Raw genomic sequence first — 19,787 nt, forward strand, 5'->3', positions numbered from 1 at the left:
GGATGCCGTACCCGGCCGTCGCTGTCCCCGTGCCTCAAGTCACCTACGGGGGAAGGAAGTCATGCCCCTAGGGGCAGTCCGGGGCGTCCGCCGCGCGCCCGCGGCTCAGATCAGTCCCTGCCGCATCGCGTACGCCACCGCGTGCGACCTGTTGCGCAGCTGGAGCCGCGTGATGACCGCGTGCAGCACGTTCTTGATCGTGCGTTCCGAGTACGAGAGCTTCGCGGCGATGTCCGCCGTGTCGTAACCCTCCGCCACCAGCCTCAGCACGTCCACCTCGCGGGCCGCGAGGCCGGTGAAGTGCAGCCCGCGCGGGCCGAGTACCTGGCCCTGGAGCCGGCCGACCTCCTCCAGGAGGCGTCCGACCAGGTCGGAGGGCAGGTGTCCGGCTCCCTTCGCGACCGTGCCGATGACGTGGACCAGGTGCTCGGGCGTGGCCTCCGCGCGCCGGATCACCCCGGCGACCCCGCACTCCGCCGCGCTGACCAGCTTCTGCTCGTCGATGTCGGTCGTCACGAGGACGGTCCGGGCGCTGCTGGTGCGCCGGATGTGGCGGAGCAGCCGCAGGACGTCCTCGTCCACGGCGTCCACCACGAGCACGACGACCTCGGGCGCCGGATCGGCGGTCTCGTTCCATTCGGTCACCGCGATCTCGGGGCGGGCCCGTAACTGGCTCGTCACCCCCGCCTGTGAGATCGGGTCCTGCGCGCGCAGCGCGACAGCGGTTCGCTCCATCGTCATGCTCCCCCCGTGTACGGCCGCCGCGTGGTCCGATGGACGTCACACCGGGCACGCCCGCCACGGCCGTCAGCGTAAGACCGTCAACAGCCCCAGCCCCGTGGGTACTTGGGCGCTGGGGAGATGCCCTGACTGCCCGTCATGAAAACAGGGTCGTTGCTTCGGGCACGGAATCTGCCCGAAAGTGTTCCTTCTCTGACGCTGCCGTGGAGGGGCCCGAACCCTACGGTGCGCCCATGAGTCTTACGGCAAGCCTCGACGCGTCGTCCGTCACCGCCGTACCGGGCGAAGACACGAGCCTCCCTCTTCAGGTGCGCAACTCCGGCTCCACCGTGGAGGAGTACCGCTTCGAGGTGGCCGGCGCCTGTGCCGCCTGGACGACGGTGGAACCGGCGACCCTCTCGCTCTACCCCGGCAGCGCGGAAACCGTCTCGGTCACCTTCCGGCCACCCCGCGACCCCTCCGTACCCGCCGGCGAGACGCCCTTCGGCGTCCGCGTCATCCCGACCAGCGACCACGCGGAACCGGTCGTGCCCGAAGGCCGGGTGGCCGTCGCGCCGTTCACGGAGATCACCGCCGAACTCGTGCCGCGCGGTTCGCACGGCATCCGCCGCGGCGCCCACAAGGTGGCCGTCGACAACCGGGGGAACGCCCCGCTCACCGTCGGCCTCGCCGCCCGGTCCGGCACCGAACGCGCCCGGATCTCCTTCGCCCGCCCCGAGCTGCGGATCGAACCCGGCCGCGCCGCCTTCGCCGAGCTGCGCGTGAAGCCCGGCAAGCGCCTGTGGCGCGGCACGCCCGTCGTCCACACCTTCCAGGCGGTCGTCGCGCCGCCCGCCCCCGAGGGCGAGGAGGCCGCGGCGCCGGTCGTCCTCGACGGCACCTACCAGCAGGAACCCATCCTGCCGCGCTGGCTGCCGCGCGCCCTGATCTTCGCCTGCGTGCTCGCCCTGGTCCTCGTCGGCCTCTGGTACGGGCTGCTGCGCCCGGCCGTGACCTCCGCCGCCCGCGAGGCCATCACCCCCGAGGTCATCGCCTCCGCGACCACCGGGCCCGGCAAGGGCGGCGGTCAGACGGGTGGCCAGAACGGAGGGCAGACCGGCGGCCGGACCGGCGGCTCCGGCAACGGTGCGCCGACCCCCGCCCCGACCCCCACCCCCAGTGCGACGGCGAGCCTCGCGCCCCCCGCCAAGCCGCTCCCGCCCGCCGTGCCGACCAGCGCCCAGGTGCAGGTCAGGGACGGGGTCGGCGACGGATCCAGCAGCGGTACGGCGCTGACCGTGCCGGCCGGGAAGACCTTCCGGCTCACCGACATCGTGGTGCAGAACCCGCAGGGCGACGCGGGCACGGTGGTCGTCACCGTCAACCGGGGCTCCCGCGTCCTCAGCCTCGCGCTCGAGAACTTCCGGGACTCCGACTACCACTTCGTCACCCCGATCACGGTGCCCGCCGGCGGCAAGGTGACCATGACCGTCACCTGCCGCAAGGTCGGGCGGCCGGTCAACGCCCCCGCCCCCGGCCGCTGCGCCGAATCGCTCTTCCTCGGCGGCACCCTGCAGTCCGACAAGCCCTGACGGCACGGCGAAGGCCCCGCCGAGGACTGCCCAGGCCCCGCCCGCGCCTACGCGGACGGGGCCTCCTCCTCTTCCTCGGCGCCGTCCTCCGCCGCCCGCTGCACGAACGAGCCCTGCACGTCGGCCGGTTGCTCGTCCTCGTCCTCCGTCGCCGCCCGCTGCACGGACGGAGCCGCCGGCGCGCCCGCCGTGACAGGAGCGGGAGTGACCGCCGGTGCCGGCGCCGGCTCGGCCATGACCCGGTCCGCGTTGGCGACCGCCTCCCGCTCGAAGCGGTCCGAGGGGTCGCTCACCCGGATCCCGCCGGGCGCCTCCGTGCCCTCCACCGGCCCGCTGCGCTGCTGGATCACATGGGTCAGCTCGTGCGCCAGCGTCGTACGCCCCTGCGGTGAGGCCGGGTCGTACGCCTCCCGCTGGAAGACGACGTCGTTGCCGACCGTGTACGCGTGCGCCCCGATGCCCTTCGCGGAGGCGTCGGCCGCCGGGTCGGTGTGGATCCGCACGTCGGAGAAGTCGGCGCCCATCCGGGCCTCCATGTCGCTGCGCGTCTCGGCGTCGAGCGGCTGCCCGCCGCCCGAACCGACGACCTCGTGCACGGGCGAGCGCGCCCCGCTCCGGGCGGCCTCCGCCTCGGACGTCTCGGATGTCTCGACCGCTTCGGCCGCCTCGGACGCCTCGGCCGCGTCCGCCGCCGCGCCGCGGCTGCGCTGCACCATCGCCCCCACCGCCCCGTTGCCCACCGCCCGCTGGAGCACGCCGAGCCCGGACGCCCCCACGACATCGGTGCGCCCGGTCGCCGCGGCCTCGAACAGGCGGGCCGTGCCGGGACCGGCCACCCGGTCGCCATCGTGTTCGGAGTCCGGTCGCCGCTCGTGGTCGTGGTCGTGGTCCTTATGCTGCTCGTGCTCGCGATCGTGCCCGTGCTCCTGCTCGTAAGCGTCGTACGCGCTCATCGTCGGCTCCCCGAGGACAAAGGAAGGCATCTGCCGTCGGGGCACGGCGGCCCCGGCCTCCAGCCTCGCGATCCGCCCCTGCCCCGTCCAGGCCCGTCCCGGGCCGCCGGGGGCAGGAAGGGCTGCCCGTTCGCGCACCGGCGACGCACCGAAATTCCCTCGTGCGGGTGGAGTGGACCGCGAACGAGCGCGAAACCGCGCGCGCGGTCTGTTTCAGTGGCGATCATGCGCGGGTGATGTCATCCCACACCCACCAGGAGCCCGTCGCGCGCTCCCCGCGCGCCCCGGGCGCGAAGCGGGCCTCGCGCGTCCGCCCCGCCGCGACCGGCGTCGCCGCGCTGGCCGCCCTCTGCCTGCTTCCGACCGCGGCCGTCGCCGCCCCGTCGGCCCCCGCCGCCCCCGCCCCGGCCGGGCCCGCCGCCGCGCACCGCCCGCCCGCCACCCCGGGCGAGGCCCTGGCCTCGGCCCGCCTCGCCGCGATCGGCGACGACCCGGCGGCGCTCCGCGCCTTCTTCCGCGCCCTGCCCAAGGGCGGAGAGCTGCACAACCACCTCTCCGGCGCGGTCAGCACCGAGTACCTCATCGAACTGGCAGCCGAGGACGGGCTGTGCGTCGACACGGCGACGACGACGGCCGTCGTCCCGCCGTGCGGTCCCGGCACCCGCCCGGCCGCCGACGCCCGCACCGACAGCGCCTTCCGCGACGCGATCCTCCGCGAGTGGTCCATGGAGGACTTCCCGCCCGACGGCAACGGCCACGACCACTTCTTCGACACCTTCGGCAAGTTCGGCGAGGTGACCTGGCGGCACCGCGGCAAGCTGCTCGCCGAGTACGCCGACACGGTGGTCGCGCACAACCAGTTCTACCTGGAGACCATGGTCTCCCCGGCCTCCGAGGAGGCGAAGAGGCTTGCCGCGGCGGTCGGCTGGGATCCCGACCTCGCCGCGCTGCACGGCAGGCTCGTCGCCGACGGCAAGCTCGACAAGGTCGTCGACGCGGCCGTCAGGGAGGCCGACCAGGGCGACGCCGAGTTCCGTACCGAGGCCCGCTGCGGCACGGACCGGGCCCGCCCCGGCTGCGAGCTGCCGGTGCGCTGGATCTCCCAGGTGTCCCGCGGCAGTTCCAACGAGCGGGTGTTCACCCAGATGGCGCTCGGGATGCGGCTGGCCGAACGTGACCCCCGCTTCGTCGCGGTCAACCTCGTCCAGCCCGAGGACTGGGACAGCTCCCTCGCCAACTACCGCCTCCAGATGCGGATGCTGCGGTACCTGCGCGGCGTCTACCCCAGGGCCCACGTCACCCTGCACGCCGGCGAACTGTGGCCCGGCCTGGTCAAGCCCGAGGACCTCACCTTCCACATCGGCGAGGCCGTGGGCGTGGCGGGCGCCGAGCGCATCGGCCACGGCGTCGACCTGCGCCACGAGGACGCCTGGCAGCACACCGCCGCCACCATGGCCGACCGCGAGACCGCCGTCGAGGTGCCGTTCAGCAGCAACGCGCAGATCCTCGGCGTCAAGGGCGCCGACCACCCCTTCGAGACGTACCGCGCCTTCGGCGTCCCGGTGGTCCTGGCCACCGACGACCCCGGCGTCTCGCGCATCGACATCAGCCACGAGTACCAGTACGCCCGTGAGACGTACGGCCTCGGCTACCGCGACCTGAAGGACCTCGCCCGGGCCTCCCTGGAGTACGCCTTCCTCCCGGGGGCGAGCCTCTGGCAGGGCAACCCGACCCGGGACGGCTACCGCCTGACCGGCCCGTGCCGCGGCGAGCGCCCCGGCGCGGCCGACCCCCGTCCCGCCTGCCGCCGCCTCCTCGACGCCAGCCCCAAGGCGACGGCGCAGTGGCGCCAGGAGGGCGCCTTCGCCGCCTTCGAGCGCCGTCTCACGGCCTCCTAGGCCACCGGCCGGCCTCCCTCGCCGTGCCCCGACGGCGTCCGGTCCACCCCGACCGGACGCCGTCCGCCGGCCCCACCGTCACCGCGCCCGCCCACCACGGGCCGCGCCGACAGAGCGGGCCGTGCCGATCGAGCGGGGCGCCTCGCCCGGACCGGGCACCGGGCCGGGACGCGCCGACCGCACCAGCGCCCTCCGGCCCAGAGCCGTACCGACGACTCCGAGCAGCAGCGCCACGACGCCGCCGGCCAGGCCGTTGCCGGTGCCGAGGCCGCCGTCGGCGGTGACCACGACCACCGCGCCGAGCACCGCACCGACCGGACTCGCGATCAGCGCCACCAGCGCTCCGGTCCGCGCGTTCCCACCCCGCAGCCGCCCGGCGACCCGGGCCAGGGCCAGCGACGCGGCGACCACGCCGGCGAGCGCGAGCAGCGCGGAGGCGGCGGCGACCAGGCGGTCGGACGTCATGGCGTACGCGTCGACGGCATAGGGAAGTTCCATGAGACGTGCTCCTTCACGTAAGGGGGCCGCGCGTGCTGCCGGACAGCACGGCATCGGCATCCGCGTTCCGTCCGAGCATGGCCGCCGCACCCGCCCCCGGTCGTCCGGCGGACGCGGACACCCTCACTACCGCGACCGCGGTAGACCCCGGCGCCGTACCGCGTCCGCGGTAGCCGGGCCCTCGTCCCGCGGACGGACCCGCGAGCCGCGGCCGCCCGGGTCGGGGCGCGCCCGCGGACGCCCGTGACCGCTCCCGCGGCCCCTCGGCCGGGGCGCGCCCACGGACGCCCGTGACCGCGCCCCACTCGCGCCTCCCGCCTACGAGTCGGGCGCGGCCACGGGTCACCCCGGAGGCGGGCCTCAGGTGAGCACGACGAGCTGGCGGGTCGCCCGGGTCATCGCGACGTAACGGTCGACGGCTCCCGCGACGCCCGTACCGAACCGCTCCGGACGGACGAGGACGACCAGGTCGAACTCGAGACCCTTCGACAGCTCCGGCGTCAGCGACCGCACGCGCGAGGCCTCCCCGGCACCCTCCCCGAAGGTCTCCGCGTACGCCTCCTGGAAGGTGGGGTCGCCGATGACGCAGGCCACTCCCTCGGCGTTCGCCGCGAGCCAGCCCTCCAGGACGGCGTCCCGCTCCGCGACCGAACCGTGCACGACCGGCAGGCCCGCGGCGCGCACGGAGGTCGGCACGTTGGCGTCCGGGAGCGCGGCCCGGATCGCCGGCTCGGCCACCGCCATGACCTCCTCCGGCGTGCGGTAGTTGATGCTCAGGGAGGTCATCTCGATCCGGTCGAGGCCGACCCGTTCCAGCCGCTCCCGCCACGACTCCGTGAACCCGTGCCGGGCCTGCGCGCGGTCGCCGACGATCGTGAAGCTCCGGGACGGGCAGCGCAGCAGCAGCATCTGCCATTCGGCGTCGGTCAGTTCCTGCGCCTCGTCCACCACGATGTGCGCGAACGGACCGGCCAGCGCGTCCAGTTCGGCCTCCGGCAGCTCTGACTCGTCGACCAGGTTCCGCTGGAAGTCCGCGCGCCGCAGCTGCGTCATCAGGCCCTCGCCGTCGTGGTCGGCCGCGATCAGGTCGTCGACGACCCGCGACATGCGCTCCCGCTGCGCGGCGAGGGCGGCCTCCTGCCGGCGCTTGCGCAGCGACGCCCGCGGGTCACCGAGCCGCTGCCGCGCCGCGTCCAGGAGCGGCAGGTCGGACACCGTCCACGCCTGGGCGTCCGCGCGCTGCAGCCGCCGCACCTCGTCGGCGCCGAGCCAGGGCGCGCACAGCCGCAGATACGCCGGTACGGACCACAGGTCGCCGACGAGGTCGGTGGGTTCGAGCACCGGCCACGCGCGGTCGAGGGTGTCGACGAGCTCCTTGTCGTGCCGCAGCGCCCGCCGGAACAGGTCCTCCGGGACCTCCTCGACCTGGCGGTCCATCAGCAGCGTGACGAGCTCCTCCCAGATCAGCTCGCGGGCCTCGTTGTGCGGCGTCCCCTCCGCCGCCTCGAAGGCCTCCGCCCAGTCGTCGGCGCTCAGCCGGACGTCGGTCCACCGGGTCGACACGGTGAGCGCCTCGGTGGGCGGCTCCTCGTAGAAGCGGACGGCCAGCTCGATCGACCGCACCATGTCCGCGGACGCCTTCAGGCGGGCCACCGCCGGATCGGTCTCCGTACCGGCCCCTGCACCCTCCGGAACCAGGTCCCGTACGGTGCAGGTCCGCACGCCCTCCTCGCCGAGGCTGGGCAGCACGTCGGCGACGTAGTCGAGGTACGGCTGGTGGGGGCCGACGAACAGCACGCCGCCCCGGCGGTGCCCGAGCCGCGGGTCCGAGTACAGGAGGTGGGCCGTACGGTGCAGGGCGACGACGGTCTTGCCGGTACCCGGGCCGCCGTCCACGACGAGCGCCCCGCGCGAGCCCGCCCGGATGATGGCGTCCTGGTCGGCCTGGATGGTGGCGAGCACGTCCCGCATCTTCGACGAGCGGTTGCCGCCGAGGCTCGCGATGAACGCGGACTGGTCGTCCAGGGCCGCGTGCCCGTCGAGCCCGTCGGCGTCGAACACCTCGTCCCAGTAGTCGCTGATCCGGCCGCCGGACCAGCGGTACCTGCGGCGGCTCGCCAGGCCCATCGGACGGGCGTGCGTGGCCGCGAAGAACGGCTCGGCGGCGGGGGAGCGCCAGTCGAGCAGCAGTCGGCGCCCCGTGCTGTCGGTGAGTCCGAGCCGCCCGATGTACACGGGCTCGGGGTCGTCCGCGGCCACGATGCGCCCCAGGCACAGATCGAGTCCGAAGCGGCGCAGGGTCCGCAGCCGCGCCGTCAGCCGGTGGATCTCGGCGTCCCGCTCCATCGCCTCCCGCCCGGCCCCGCCCGGCGCCCGGCGTGCCGCGTCGAGCTGCTCGGACAGCTCCTCGATCGTCTGCTCCAGGCTCTCCGCGACGGCCGCGAAGTGCCGCTCGTCGGCGGCGACCAGCGCCGGGTCGGCCTTGGCGGACAGACGGTCGGAAAGATCGAACGCACTGGTGTTCAGATGGTCGGACGACATAGGTGCACGCACTTGGTGTATCTCCCGTTTCCGCAGCTACCGGCCTCGGCGTGCGATTGTGCGGCACCAAGGGGGCCTTGCCGCAAGGCCCCCCGTGCGCTATAAGTTAAGAGTGGCGAGGAGTGGGAAACACTCCGCGCCTTTTCTTTTTGCCCTCGTCAAGCGGGGTCGCGGGGCCTTCCGCGCCGGGTCAGCCGGCCGCGGTCGCGACCGCCAGTCCGCAGCCGATCAGCACGAGCCCCGTCGTCCTCCCGAGCCCGCGCCGGACCCCGGGGCGCCGCAGTACCGGCCCGGCCTTGGCCAGCAGCATGACGTAACTCCCGAGCCAGGCCCCCGTGAGGGCGACGTGGAGCAGGACGAGGAGGGCCATGCCCCATGCGGCGGGCAGCTCCGGCGGGGCCAGCGTCGGGAGGAGACCGGTGTAGAAGACGGCGATCTTCGGGTTGAGGAGGTTGGCGACGAGGCCGGTGCGCCAGGGACCGCCCGTGACGGGCGGAGCGCTGTCCGCCGCGGCGGCGGGCACGGTACGGCGGGACTGCCAGAGCGCCTGGGCGCCCAGCAGGACCAGGTAGCCGGCCCCGAGCAGTTCGACGATCCGGTACGCCGTGGGGGAGGCGGCCAGCACGGCCGCGAGTCCGGCCGCGGCCAGCGCGCCCCAGAGCAGCAGCCCGGTCGCGATCCCGCCCGCGGTACGCAGCGCGTCCCCGGGCCCGGCGGCGACGGCGCGCCGGGTGACCACGGCCATGTCCGGCCCGGGCGTGACGGTCAGCAGCGCCAGGACGCCGAGTGCGGTCGCGAGATGGGTCACCACGCCATGGGCCTTCCTCGGTGCGGGTGTCGGGAGCGGATTCAGGTTCGGGCATGGACGAACCGTCGGTCCAGCACATGTTTCCGACTGGTACCCATCGGCATGGCCGATCATTGTCTGGCATCGTCCTCCGTCGTCCCACCGCCCTGAAGGAAGGGGTGCCCCGCCGTGCACGACCTGCACCGACTGCGCCTGCTGCGCGAGCTCAAGCACCGCGGCACGCTGGCGGCGGTCGCCGCCGCGCTCTCGTACGCTCCCTCCTCGGTCTCCCAGCAGCTCGCGCAGCTGGAGGCGGAGGTGGGCGTCCCGCTCCTGGAGCCGGTCGGCCGGCGCGTACGCCTGACCGAGCAGGCGCAGATCCTCGTCGCGCACACGGAGGCGGTGCTCGAAGGCCTGGAGCGGGCGGAGGCCGAGATCGCCGCGTCGCTGACCGAGCTGACCGGCACCCTGCGCGTCGCCTCGTTCCAGACCGCCGCCCTCGCCCTGGTCCCCGCCGCCCTCGACCTCCTGCGCGACCGGCACCCGAAGCTGCGCGTCCACGTCACGCAACGGGAGCCGGAGAGGACCCTGCCCGCCCTGCAGGCACGCGACTTCGACCTCGTCCTCGCCGAGGAGTACCCCGGCCACCCCGGCCCGCGGCGCGCCGAACTGGAACAGGAGGCCCTGCTCGACGACCCCCTGCGCCTCGCGCTCCCGCCGTCGCGCGCCGCCGGGAGCCCCGAGGGCCCCTCGGCCGCCCTGCGCTCCCTGGCGGATCACCCGTGGGTGATGGAACCCGAGGGCACGCCGGCGCGGCACTGGGCGCTGGCCCTGTGCCGTACCGCCGGCTTCGAACCCGACGTACGGTTCGAGACCACCGATCTGCTGCTGCACCGGCGCCTCGTCGAGCAGGGCCACGCCGCCGCGTTCCTGCCCGATCTCGTGTGGAGCGGGCAGCCCCCGACGGTCGCCCTGCGCCGCCTGCCGCGCGGCCGGCACACCCGCCGCGTCCTCACCGTCACGCGCCGCGGGGCCGGCGGCCACCCCGCCGTGGTCGCCTGCCGCGAGGCCCTCCGCCACGCGGCCGGGCTCTCGGGGACCTGAGCGGCCGCGGGCGCCCGGCGCTCCCCGGCCCGCCGATCCAGAACAGGATGAGGACCACCCAGATCCACTTCATCTCTTCCCTTTCCCCCGAAACGCCGTGCGAGCAGTGTAGGGACGATTGACAATCCGTCATGCTCCTGACAGGAGTTGTCCCTGTGGAGTGCCTCACTCCCACGCACGCATCACACCCACGGGGGGACCAGCGCATGACCGAGCCCGAGAGTGCGGAAGACGCCTACGACGTCGTCATCGCCGGAGGCGGTCTCGCCGGCAGTGCCGCGGCGATCCTGCTCGCGCGACGCGGTGCCCGGGTCGCGCTGTTGGAACGCCGCTCGGACCCCGACGCGTACAAGGTGCTGTGCACCCACTCCCTGCAGGCCTGCGCCTACCCGGTGCTGGACGAACTCGGGCTCGTCCCGGCCCTCGAAAAGGCGGGTGCCGTGCCCAACAGGGCGCGCTGGTGGACCCGTTGGGGGTGGATCGAGCCGCACGCCTCGGCGGCTGGTGCCGAGCTGCCGTACGCGTACAACATCCGGCGCAGCACCCTCGATCCGCTGATCAGGTCCCGGGCGGCGAAGACCCCCGGCGTCGACCTGCTCCTCGGCCACCAGGTGACCGGGCTGCTCCGGGAAGCGGAGCGGACCGTGGGGGTGCGGGTGTCGACGCCGGAGGGCGAGCGGGAGATCCGGGCCCGGCTCGTGGTCGGCGCCGACGGCAAGAACTCGGCCGTCGCGAAGTTCGCCGGGGTGCGCGCCCAGGTCCACGAGAACGCGCGGTTCGGTTACCTCGCGCACTTCCGCGACCTCCCCCTGCCCGACGGGATCAGTCACGCCTGGTTCCTCGAACCCGACACGGCGTACGCGTTCCCGAACGACGACGGGGTGACGGTCGTCGCCGTGCTCCCGGACAAGAAGCGCCTGCCCGCCTTCCGCGAGGACCTGGAGGGCAGCTTCCTCGAACTCGTCCGCGGCCTGCCCGAGGCGCCGCCCGTCGACTCCGCCGAGCGCGTCTCGAAGATCGTCGGCACGGTCGACTACCCGCTGATCACACGGGAGTCGACCGCGCCGGGCATCGCACTGATCGGCGACGCCGCCCTGACCGGCGACCCCCTGTGGGGGGTGGGGTGCGGGTGGGCCCTGCAGTCCGCGCAGTGGCTGACCGAGGCGGTCGCCTCCGCGGCGACCGGTCGGGGCGACCTCGACGGCTCGCTCGCGGACTACGCCCGCACCCACCGGCGCCGGCTGCGCGGCCACCAGATGCTGTCCGTCGACTTCGCCAAGGCCGCCGTTCCGTTCAACCCCGTGCAGCGGCTCATGTTCGCGGCGGCGGCGCGCGACGAGGCGATGGCGCGGCACATGTACCTGTTCGCCTCCCGCCTGATCGGTCCGCTGCGTTTCCTGAACCCCGTCGCGCTGGCCAAGGCGGCGGCCGTCAACCTCAGGCACCGCGGCGCGCCGGCGCCGCACGCCGCCGCACGACGCACCTCGTGAAGGACGTGGCGGAGCCCGGCGGAAGGTCCGGCCCGCGCGTCACGGAGCGAGCCGGAGCCGAGGAAAGCGGCCTCAGGTGACGGGGCCGCCGGCCAGTACGAGGAGCGCGGCGTCGAGGCCGGCCATGGCGAGGACGACGACGAAGGGGACGCGCCCGCGCCGCAGCGCGGGCGGTCCGGCTGCCGCCGCGAGGCAGAGCGCGAGGGTCAGGCCGATCAGGACCGCTCCGGCCGGGGACACCCGGCCCGTCGGACCGGCCGTCAGCACCACACAGGAGGCGAGGGCCAGGACGGCGGCCGATGCCACGGACCCGCTCCGGCCCACCCTCTGCGGAAGCCCGCGCACCCCGCCCGCGAGGTCGTCCTCAAGGTCCGGCAGGACGTTGGCGAAGTGGGCACTCGTCCCGAGGAGCGCCGCCGCGACGGTCAGCCACAGGGGCGGCCAGGGGCGGCCCGGCAGTGCCGTCGTCAGGAACGCGGGCAGCAGCCCGAAGGCGACGGCGTACGGCAGCCAGGAGAGGACCGTCCGCTTGAGCCACAGGTTGTACGTCCAGCCGGCGGCGACGCAACCGAGGTGCACCGCGCCCGGCAGGAGCCCGCAGGCGAGCGACAGCGGAACGCAGACCAGCAGGGCCACGCAGGCCGCCGTGCCCACTGTGCCCGGCCGTGCGTCCCCCGTGGCCAGCGGTTTGTCCCGGCGTCCCGCGGCCCGGTCACGCCCCAGGTCCAGCCGGTCGTTGGACCAGCCGATCGACAACTGACCCGCGCCGACCGCGGCCACCGCCGTGGCCGCGGAGGCGAGGTCCAGCCCGAACGCGGCGCCCATCAGCGCCGCGAGGACCGTCACCGCCGCGGCCGGCATCGGGTGACTCGCCTTCAGCAGGGCCAGGCCACGCGGACGTTCCGTCGAGCGGGGCACAGCCGGAGCGGCGAGGCGGTGGGTTGCTTCGTCGGAGGTCGGGCGCACCGCACCACGCTAGGCGACGGCGCGCCCACGACCGCCGGGTTGAGGGCGCCGACGCCGCACCGTCCCTATGTTGGAGCAATGACCCGCGTCCTCGCGGTGAGCACGGCGTTCCCGCCGCACCGCTACATGCAAGACGAGATCACCGAAGACCTCGTCTCCGGCCTGCCGCCCGGATCCGACAGGGAGCTCGTGCGCCGGCTGCACGCGGCGACCGGCGTGGAGAGCCGGCATCTCGCGCTGCCCCTCGACCGGTACCGGGATCTCGGCACGTTCGGCGAGACCAACCGCCTCTTCGTCGAACTGGCCACCGCGCTGGGCGCCGAAGCCGTCACGCGGGCCCTTGACGACGCCGGCGTGCGCCCGGAAGACGTCGACCTGGTCGTCTCGACGACCGTGACCGGCATCGCGACCCCCTCCCTGGAGGCCCGTCTCGCCGCACGGATCGGTCTGCGGCCGGACGTCAGGCGTACGCCCCTGTTCGGGCTCGGATGCTCGGCGGGCGCGGCCGGCCTGGCCCGCGTGCACGAGTTCCTCGACGGCCGCCCGGGCGGCATCGCGCTGCTCCTCTCCACCGAACTGTGCTCGCTCACCCTGCAGCGCGCCGACATGTCGACGGCGAACCTGGTGGCGGGGGGTCTCTTCGGGGACGGTGCCGCCGCACTCGTCGCCGCCGGCGGTGACCTTCCCCCGGCGTCCTCACCGACGACCACCACGACGGGTGAGACCGCCACGCCCCGTACGACGACCGGGCCGACGACCAGGCCGACGACCGGGCCGACGACCGGGCCGACACCTGCGCCGGCACGTCCGTCCGCGTCCCCCGCGCCGACCGTCGTGGCGGCGCGCAGTCGCCTGTACCCCGGGACCGAGCACCTGTTGGGATGGGACGTCGGCGACTGGGGCTTTCGCATGGTCCTCGGCCGGGAACTCCCCGAACTCGTCCGGCTCCACGTGACCGAGGAGGTCGAGTCCTTCCTCGCCGAGCACGACCTCAAGCCCACGGACGTCACGGCATGGATCTGCCATCCCGGCGGCCCGAAGATCCTGGACGCGCTCGCCGACGGGCTCGGCCTGCCGGACCCGGCCCTCGCGGCGAGCCGTCGCGCCCTGGCCGCCCACGGCAACCTCTCCTCCGCGTCGGTGCTGCAGATCCTGCAGGACACCCAGAGCCAGCCGCCGCCGCCCGGAGCGATCGGCCTGCTGCTCGCCTTCGGCCCCGGCTTCTCGTCCGAACTCGTCCTCCTGGCCTGGTGAGGCCGCCGTGAACGTGACTGTGACGACGGTGACGCCGTACACCGTGCTGGTCCTGCTGGTCGCCGCGGAACGCCTCGCGGAACTCGCCGTGGCGCGACGCAACGGCGCCTGGAGCCGGGCCCGGGGCGCCCGCGAGTACGGCGCCGGGCACTACCCGGTCATGGTCGTGCTGCACACCGCACTTCTCCTCGGCTGCCTCGTCGAGCCCTGGGCCGCCGGCCGGCCCTTCCTGCCGCTGCTCGGCTGGCCCGCCCTCGCCCTCACGCTGGCCGCCCAGGCCCTGCGCTGGTGGTGCATCGGCACACTCGGGCCCCGCTGGCACACCCGGGTGCTGATCGTCCCCGACCTGCCGCTCGTCGCCTCCGGCCCGTACCGCCACCTTCGACACCCCAACTACCTCGCCGTCGTCGTCGAGGGCGCCGCCCTGCCCCTGGTGCACACCGCCTGGCTGACCGCCCTGGGCTTCTCGCTCCTGAACGCGGCCCTGATCACGGTCCGCATCCGCTGCGAGAACACCGCGCTGGCGCCTTCCCGCACCCTCTCCTCCACCGGTGCCGCCTCGTGATCGACCTCCTCGTCGTCGGTGGCGGCCCGGCCGGCCTGGCCACCGCGATCCACGCGGCGCGGCGGGGCCTCGACGTCCTGGTCGCCGAGCCCCGGCCGGGGCCCGTCGACAAGGCCTGCGGAGAGGGACTGATGCCCCCGGCGGCGCACGCCCTGGGAGCGCTCGGCGTACGGGTGGCCGGCCACGACCTCCGAGGCATCCGCTATCTCGACGCCTCCGGCGGCCGATGCGCCGAGGCCACGTTCCGCACGGGGTCCGGTCTCGGCGTACGCCGGACCGTGCTGCACCAGGCCCTCGCCGAACGGGCCGCCGGGCTCGGCGTCCCGGTCATCCCGCAGCGCATCCGCCAGGTCACCCAGTCCGACGCGTACGTGACCGCCGACGGGATCACCGCCCGCTATCTCGTGGCGGCCGACGGACTGCACTCGCCCACCCGGCGCGCGCTCGGCCTGACCGTACGGCCGGCCGTCGGCCGGCGACGCACGCCGCGGTACGGCCTGCGGCGCCACTACGCCGTCGAGCCGTGGACCGACCTGGTCGAGGTGCACTGGGCCGCCGACTGCGAGGCGTACGTCACCCCGCTCGGCCCGCGGCAGGTCGGCGTCGCCATCCTCACCTCCCGCCAGCTACCTTTCGACGCCCAGTTGACGCGCTTCCCCCACCTGGCCACCCGGCTGCGCACGGCCGACGGGACACCGGTCAGGGGCGCCGGGCCGCTCCGTCAGCAGGCCCGTTCCCGGGTGGCCGGCCGGGTGCTGTTCGTGGGCGACGCCGCCGGGTACGTCGACGCGCTGACCGGTGAGGGCCTCACCCTGGCCCTGACCGCCGCGGACGCCCTCGTACGCTGCCTGCGTGAGGGCCGCCCGCAGGCGTACGAGCACGCCTGGTGCCGGCTCTCCCGCAGCTACCGCCTCCTGACCAGGTCGCTGCTCTGGGCCCGGAACCAGCCACCCCTGGCGCCCCTGATCACACCGGCGGCCGCCCGGTTCCCCGGCCTGTTCCGGAGCGCCGTGAACCTGCTCGCCTGACCGCCCCGGCGACGGACACCGGGCGAGCGCGTCGGGATCCCGGCCGTGCCGCGTCAGGCCCCCGGCCGCGCGTCAGAACACCGGCCGAGGCGGACCGAGCCGTACGGGACCGACCCCGGGAGACACGTGCACCAGCGGCGAGGGCTCCGGATCGGGAAGCCCGGTGCTCCGGGTGAGGGTCTGCCGCAGCTCCACGACCGCCCCACGCCTCAGCTTCCAGGGCTCATGCCGCACCGGGGTGAGCCACAGGCGGCCCGCCCGCCGGGAGAAGGCGGCCCACCGCGACGTGAGCCAGTCGTCGAGCGGCGACGACTCCTCGACCGGCGCGCCCGCACGGACCCGCAGCCGGTATCCGACATCCTCCGCGCCCCGGCGCCGCCCGGCGTAGAACGTGTCGGCACCGTCCTGACGCAGCGACAGACGCGCCAGGCGGTAACGCACCCCGAACGCCCGCGCGGCCAACAGGTAGGGCGCCGTGACATCGAGAGAGAGGAACCACAGCCCGCTGCGCCCGTCCGGCAGCCGCACGTACGTCCGCAGGTTCGTCTCGGGGAAGGCGGCGGGAGGCAGCGGCACGACGCCCAGACCCCGGACGGACGCCATCCGGAACGGCGTCAGGCTGACCCAGGCCCGGTCCTCGAACCGGTCCACGAGCAGCCCCCGGGGCAGGAGGCGCTGCACGACCTCGGCCTCGTACCTCCAGTGCACCATCGCGAGCTGCTCCCAGCGCATGGTCAACACCGGGAGGGCGACGGACCGGGGCACCCGCCGGTACGGCCTCCTCGTCAACACCCTCTCCCCGCTCGCGCACCCGTCCTGCGGGCGGGCCGACCCGGCGCCGAGCACCACACCGGCCGTCCGACCACCAGCCCATGTTGTGCGGTGCCGTCCGGTCGGCGCGGCAGCGACACGGCCGATGTCGTGCGCACGGGAGCGGTTCGAGCCCCGACGCGGGTGCCGTGTCCCCTCGACGTGGTGCAACATCAGCCACACCTCAGACGTCGGAAGGAGGTGAGGGACCTTGATCGTCCCCCAGCCCCGAGGACGTGACATCCCCGAGAAGGACGGAGAGCGCATTGGCGATCGGGAGCGTGTTCCGCAGCGAGGACGTCCCCGCCGCCGAGCGGTTCGACCGCTGGCGGGAGCTCATCGACCACAGCCGCGCGAACGACACGACCAGTCCTCATGCCACCGACTTCCACGCGGAGCTGCGCGTGATGGAGCTGGGCCCGGTGACGGTGTGGCGGACGTCGTTCTCGCCCGCCCGCTTCCGGCGGAGCCGGCGCCGGATCCGGCGCGGCGACCCCGAGCTCTACCACTTGTCGTTGCTGACCGACGGCGGGCTGACGCTGCTCCACGAGCGGGGCGGGACGGCCACGATCGGCCCCCGTGGTCTCCTCGTGGACTCCAGCTGGCAGGCGTGCGAATCCCACGCGTGCGCCTCGGGTCCCGCGGCCGAGGGCCGGCCGGGCGTCGTCGCCGGCGTGGGCGTGGACCTGCCCAAGGCTCTGCTGCCCCTGCCTCCTCAGCGGGTGGAACGGCTCCTGGGCCGCGGCCTGTCGGTGGGGGACGGCACGGGTGCGCTCCTCGCGGACTTCCTCACCGGTCTCGACCGGCAGGCCGACAGCCTCCAGCCGGCCGACGCGCCCCGGCTGGGCACCGTCACGCTCGACCTGGTCTCCGCCTTCTTCGCCCACGCACTGGACGCCGAGGCCGATCTGCCGCCCGAGACCCGACACGAGGTGCTGGCCCGACGCGTCCGCACCTTCATCCGGCAGCACCTGCCCGACCCGCAGCTGACCCCGGGCACGGTCGCCGCCGCGCACCACATCTCCCTCAGTCACCTGCACCGCGTCTTCGGCGAGCAGTCCCAGGGAGAGACGGTCGCCGCCTGGATCCGCTCCCAGCGGCTGGAGCGGATCCGCGCCGACCTGGCGGATCCCGCCCTGCGGACCACACCCGTCCACGTGCTCGCCGCCCGGTGGGGCATGCCCCACGCCTCCCAACTCACCCGCGCCTTCCGCGCCGCCTACGGGCTCTCCCCCCGCGACTACCGCCGTCAGGCTCTGCCGGAGCGGGCCTGACCCACCGCGGGGCGGGCGGCGCCGCATCCGGTACGGCGCGGGGCAGACGAGGGACTCGACACGGATTGCGAAGACGGTGGGGACGGAACGGCAACACGGCCGTGCGGGCGTCGGGCATTCTCGCCGTGCGCCGCTCCCATGGCGGCGCTCGACGAGCCCGAGGAGGGGGATTGAACGCCCAAGATCCGACGCCGGCCCCGGCCGCGTCCACCAGGGTGTGGCTGGTCACCGGGGCCACGTCCGGCTTCGGCCGATGCATCGCCGAGGCCGCGCTCGCCAGGGGGGACACGGTCGTCGCGGCGGCCCGTCGGCCGGCGGCGCTGGACGACCTCGCCACGGAGTACCCGGGCCGGCTGATCCCCGTGGCCCTCGACGTCACGGACGCCGCCGGCGTCGACGCGACGGTCGCCGACGTGGTGGCGCGGTTCGGCCGGATCGACGTCCTGGTGAACAACGCCGGCCGGGGCCTGGTGGGCGCGGTGGAGGAGACCACCGACAGGGAACTCAGGGACCTGATGGAGCTGCACTTCTTCGGGCCGGCCCGGCTCACGCGGGCGGTCCTGCCGCACATGCGTGACCAGAAGTCCGGAGCCGTCGTGCAGATGAGCAGCATGGGAGGACGGCTGTCCTTCCCCGGCGTCGGCGCCTACTCGGCGACCAAGTTCGCCTTGGAAGGTCTGACGGAGGCGCTCGCGGCCGAGGTCGCTCCCTTCGGCATCAAGGCGCTCATCGTCGAACCCGGCTCGTTCCGTACCTCCTTCGCCGGCGGTGGCGCTCTGCTGCAGACGGCCGAGATGCCGGAGTACGCCGAGACGGTCGGCGCCGTGCGCACGGGGCTGCCGGACAGCGACGGCAAGCAGGCCGGCGACCCGGCGAAGGCCGCCGCCGCCATTCTGCAGGCGCTGGACAGCGAGAACACTCCGCTCCGGCTCGCCCTGGGCAACGACGCGGTCGACGCGATCAACGCCCACGCCGAGGCGGCCCGGGCAGAGGCCCGGGCCTGGGAGCCGGTCAGTCGCGGCACCGACTTCGACGCCTGAGACCGACGCGGAGGAACCCCGAAGCAAGACCGTCCAGGAGAAGCAGGACCCGTCAAGCGAAAGAGAGACGAGCGTGAAGAAGCTCCTCGTGGCCGCGGCCATCACCCTGAGCGTCATCGGCGTCACCTCGGCGACCGCGGTCGCCGACGCGCAGGCGCCGCGGGCGCAGTACTCGACGGCCGGCGACCCGGCCTGCTGCTGACCCTACGACGATCCGGCCTGCTGCCGACCCGGCGGACGCACGGTGAATCCCCTGCCCGGCGGCGGCGGTCCTCGCCGCCGCCGGGCAGGGGAAGTTGAGCGGTCACCGCCCTGGTCGCCCTGGCCGTCCTGGCCACGGAAGGGCGACGGAAATTCATCCCGGCCGATCCGCGGACGACGGGCGAACCGTCCGGGGACGGGGACTCAGCCGACGAGGGCGACGGGTCCGTCCCACGCGTCCTGGTCGACGGTGATCGTGTGGCCGCCGCGGGTCTCCCTGCTGTTGACCAGGTACTGGTGGCCGCGGCTGTGGTCGGTGTACCGGGTGGCGCCCCAGGGCCAGTCGGCGGTGGTGGTGTACTGCTTGTCCCACAGCGCGTACCAGAGGTTGCCCGGCAGGTCGGTGCGGTCGGTCGCGGTGGCGACGGCCTTCGCGCTGGAGCCGGAGAAGCCGTAGAGGCCGCCGCGGTACGTCTTCGCGCGCAGCGTCCTGGTGAAGGACCGCACGTACGTCAGCACGGCGTCGTTGCACGCCTTGTCGGTGGCGTCGTACGGCTCCATGTCCAGGAAGATCGGGCTGCCGGGCTTCATGCCGAGCGCCGCCGCCTTCGCCACCGCGTCGCCGGCGTCCGTCACGCCGAGGGACGCGGCCGTCGAGGCCGTGAGCTTCTCGGGGTTGCGGCCGCTCCGGCAGGGCGGCTGGGCGCCGACGTAGAGCGGGATCAGCTTCCAGCCCATCGCGTTGACCGACTTCACCCAGGACGCGGTGAGGTTCGGCTGCGCGCAGCCCCGGTTCTTGCCGCCGACGTACACCGCGGCCGCGCCGTAGAAGCCGGTCTTCCACGCCTTCATCCCCGCGAGCGACGGGGCCGCGCACGTGTCGAAGGCCCGGCCGGTGAACGTCTTCTGCGCGGGCCACACCGTGGCCGCCGACGAGGTCTGCGCCGCGACCACGGCGCTCACGACCGCGACGACACCTCCGGTCGCCGCCGCGACGTAGCGACGCTTCTTCGAAAGCCGATGGTTTGCCATACCCAACCCCTGGTCACGAACGCGGCGGACCGCC

18 protein-coding genes are annotated in these 19,787 nt (G+C 74.4%); 10 read left to right on the top strand and 8 right to left on the bottom strand.

Going from position 1 to position 19,787, the window contains the following annotated elements; all coding sequences use genetic code 11:
• Positions 1–105 precede the first annotated feature (105 nt).
• Positions 106–735 (bottom strand): response regulator transcription factor, encoded by a 630-nt coding sequence (locus tag ACIGXE_RS20145; RefSeq protein ID WP_399749181.1) that lies wholly within the window; start codon positions 733–735, stop codon positions 106–108.
• 239 nt (positions 736–974) lie between these two features.
• Between ACIGXE_RS20145 and ACIGXE_RS20150 the strand changes: the two genes are divergently transcribed.
• Positions 975–2,312: a hypothetical protein gene (locus ACIGXE_RS20150; RefSeq protein WP_399749183.1), complete on the top strand. Its 1,338-nt coding sequence runs from the start codon at positions 975–977 to the stop codon at positions 2,310–2,312.
• 47 nt (positions 2,313–2,359) lie between these two features.
• On the opposite strand, the gene ACIGXE_RS20155 is transcribed toward ACIGXE_RS20150, so the two are convergent.
• Positions 2,360–3,265 (bottom strand): DUF4157 domain-containing protein, encoded by a 906-nt coding sequence (locus tag ACIGXE_RS20155; protein WP_399749185.1) that lies wholly within the window; start codon positions 3,263–3,265, stop codon positions 2,360–2,362.
• A 236-nt stretch (positions 3,266–3,501) separates the two neighbouring features.
• Here ACIGXE_RS20155 and ACIGXE_RS20160 point away from each other — a divergent pair, with 236 nt between their 5' ends.
• Positions 3,502–5,163, top strand: a complete 1,662-nt coding sequence (locus ACIGXE_RS20160; RefSeq protein ID WP_399749645.1) for an adenosine deaminase — start codon at positions 3,502–3,504, stop codon at positions 5,161–5,163.
• 78 nt (positions 5,164–5,241) lie between these two features.
• Here ACIGXE_RS20160 and ACIGXE_RS20165 read toward each other — a convergent pair whose 3' ends face one another.
• The 3 genes from ACIGXE_RS20165 to ACIGXE_RS20175 form a co-directional block, all read right to left on the bottom strand.
• Positions 5,242–5,661: a DUF6223 family protein gene (locus ACIGXE_RS20165; RefSeq protein WP_399749187.1), complete on the bottom strand. Its 420-nt coding sequence runs from the start codon at positions 5,659–5,661 to the stop codon at positions 5,242–5,244.
• 360 nt (positions 5,662–6,021) lie between these two features.
• Positions 6,022–8,202, bottom strand: coding sequence for an RNA polymerase recycling motor ATPase HelR (helR, locus tag ACIGXE_RS20170; RefSeq protein ID WP_399749189.1), 2,181 nt, complete (start codon positions 8,200–8,202; stop codon positions 6,022–6,024).
• A gap of 190 nt (positions 8,203–8,392) precedes the next feature.
• Positions 8,393–9,013, bottom strand: a complete 621-nt coding sequence (locus tag ACIGXE_RS20175) for a LysE family translocator (RefSeq protein ID WP_399749191.1) — start codon at positions 9,011–9,013, stop codon at positions 8,393–8,395.
• A gap of 165 nt (positions 9,014–9,178) precedes the next feature.
• Between ACIGXE_RS20175 and ACIGXE_RS20180 the strand changes: the two genes are divergently transcribed.
• Together ACIGXE_RS20180 and ACIGXE_RS20185 are read left to right on the top strand one after the other, a co-directional pair.
• Positions 9,179–10,093, top strand: a complete 915-nt coding sequence (locus ACIGXE_RS20180) for a LysR family transcriptional regulator (RefSeq protein WP_399749193.1) — start codon at positions 9,179–9,181, stop codon at positions 10,091–10,093.
• 206 nt (positions 10,094–10,299) lie between these two features.
• Positions 10,300–11,583 carry an NAD(P)/FAD-dependent oxidoreductase gene (locus ACIGXE_RS20185; RefSeq protein ID WP_399749195.1) on the top strand — a complete coding sequence of 428 codons (1,284 nt, stop codon included), beginning with the start codon at positions 10,300–10,302 and terminating at the stop codon, positions 11,581–11,583.
• 72 nt (positions 11,584–11,655) lie between these two features.
• On the opposite strand, the gene ACIGXE_RS20190 is transcribed toward ACIGXE_RS20185, so the two are convergent.
• The gene (locus ACIGXE_RS20190) at positions 11,656–12,549 is read right to left on the bottom strand and encodes a UbiA family prenyltransferase (protein ID WP_399749197.1); all 894 of its coding nucleotides are present in this window, start codon (positions 12,547–12,549) and stop codon (positions 11,656–11,658) included.
• A gap of 78 nt (positions 12,550–12,627) precedes the next feature.
• Here ACIGXE_RS20190 and ACIGXE_RS20195 point away from each other — a divergent pair, with 78 nt between their 5' ends.
• The 3 genes from ACIGXE_RS20195 to ACIGXE_RS20205 are packed head-to-tail and all read left to right on the top strand — an operon-like array spanning position 12,628 to position 15,396.
• Positions 12,628–13,803 carry a type III polyketide synthase gene (locus ACIGXE_RS20195; protein ID WP_399749199.1) on the top strand — a complete coding sequence of 392 codons (1,176 nt, stop codon included), beginning with the start codon at positions 12,628–12,630 and terminating at the stop codon, positions 13,801–13,803.
• 28 nt (positions 13,804–13,831) lie between these two features.
• Positions 13,832–14,368 (top strand): isoprenylcysteine carboxyl methyltransferase family protein, encoded by a 537-nt coding sequence (locus ACIGXE_RS20200; protein ID WP_399749647.1) that lies wholly within the window; start codon positions 13,832–13,834, stop codon positions 14,366–14,368.
• A complete protein-coding gene (locus ACIGXE_RS20205; protein WP_399749201.1) occupies positions 14,365–15,396 on the top strand; it encodes an NAD(P)/FAD-dependent oxidoreductase in 1,032 nt (343 codons plus the stop codon). Before ACIGXE_RS20200 ends, ACIGXE_RS20205 begins: the two co-directional genes overlap by 4 nt.
• Positions 15,397–15,468: 72 nt before the next feature.
• Here the strand turns inward: ACIGXE_RS20205 and ACIGXE_RS20210 are convergent, their stop codons facing one another.
• The gene (locus ACIGXE_RS20210; RefSeq protein WP_399749202.1) at positions 15,469–16,161 is read right to left on the bottom strand and encodes a YqjF family protein; all 693 of its coding nucleotides are present in this window, start codon (positions 16,159–16,161) and stop codon (positions 15,469–15,471) included.
• 311 nt (positions 16,162–16,472) lie between these two features.
• On the opposite strand from ACIGXE_RS20210, the gene ACIGXE_RS20215 reads away from it, so the two are divergent.
• The 3 genes from ACIGXE_RS20215 (at position 16,473) to ACIGXE_RS20225 (ending at position 18,722) form a co-directional block, all read left to right on the top strand.
• The gene (locus ACIGXE_RS20215) at positions 16,473–17,480 is read left to right on the top strand and encodes a helix-turn-helix domain-containing protein (protein ID WP_399749205.1); all 1,008 of its coding nucleotides are present in this window, start codon (positions 16,473–16,475) and stop codon (positions 17,478–17,480) included.
• A gap of 170 nt (positions 17,481–17,650) precedes the next feature.
• Complete coding sequence (locus tag ACIGXE_RS20220; RefSeq protein WP_399749207.1) at positions 17,651–18,520, top strand: oxidoreductase; 870 nt, start codon at positions 17,651–17,653, stop codon at positions 18,518–18,520.
• A 73-nt stretch (positions 18,521–18,593) separates the two neighbouring features.
• Entirely contained in the window at positions 18,594–18,722 is a 129-nt protein-coding gene (locus tag ACIGXE_RS20225; RefSeq protein ID WP_399749209.1) for a hypothetical protein, read from the top strand.
• Positions 18,723–18,925: 203 nt separating this feature from the next.
• Here the strand turns inward: ACIGXE_RS20225 and ACIGXE_RS20230 are convergent, their stop codons facing one another.
• On the bottom strand, positions 18,926–19,753 hold the full coding sequence (locus tag ACIGXE_RS20230; protein WP_399749210.1) for a glycoside hydrolase domain-containing protein: 828 nt from the start codon (positions 19,751–19,753) through the stop codon (positions 18,926–18,928).
• Between the last annotated feature and the right edge of the window lie 34 nt (positions 19,754–19,787).

The organism is Streptomyces sp. NPDC053431, assembly GCF_044544925.1.
GTDB lineage: Bacteria > Actinomycetota > Actinomycetes > Streptomycetales > Streptomycetaceae > Streptomyces.

Bases quoted from the DNA above. Each gene is read 5' to 3' on its own strand.
- ACIGXE_RS20145 (WP_399749181.1), bottom strand. From the start codon at position 735: ATGGAGCGAACCGCTGTCGCGCTGCGCGCGCAGGACCCGATCTCACAG.
- helR (WP_399749189.1), bottom strand. From the start codon at position 8,202: ATGTCGTCCGACCATCTGAACACCAGTGCGTTCGATCTTTCCGACCGT.
- ACIGXE_RS20185 (WP_399749195.1), top strand. From the start codon at position 10,300: ATGACCGAGCCCGAGAGTGCGGAAGACGCCTACGACGTCGTCATCGCC.
- ACIGXE_RS20150 (WP_399749183.1), top strand. From the start codon at position 975: ATGAGTCTTACGGCAAGCCTCGACGCGTCGTCCGTCACCGCCGTACCG.
- ACIGXE_RS20155 (WP_399749185.1), bottom strand. From the start codon at position 3,265: ATGAGCGCGTACGACGCTTACGAGCAGGAGCACGGGCACGATCGCGAG.
- ACIGXE_RS20160 (WP_399749645.1), top strand. From the start codon at position 3,502: ATGTCATCCCACACCCACCAGGAGCCCGTCGCGCGCTCCCCGCGCGCC.
- ACIGXE_RS20165 (WP_399749187.1), bottom strand. From the start codon at position 5,661: ATGGAACTTCCCTATGCCGTCGACGCGTACGCCATGACGTCCGACCGC.
- ACIGXE_RS20230 (WP_399749210.1), bottom strand. From the start codon at position 19,753: ATGGCAAACCATCGGCTTTCGAAGAAGCGTCGCTACGTCGCGGCGGCG.
- ACIGXE_RS20195 (WP_399749199.1), top strand. From the start codon at position 12,628: ATGACCCGCGTCCTCGCGGTGAGCACGGCGTTCCCGCCGCACCGCTAC.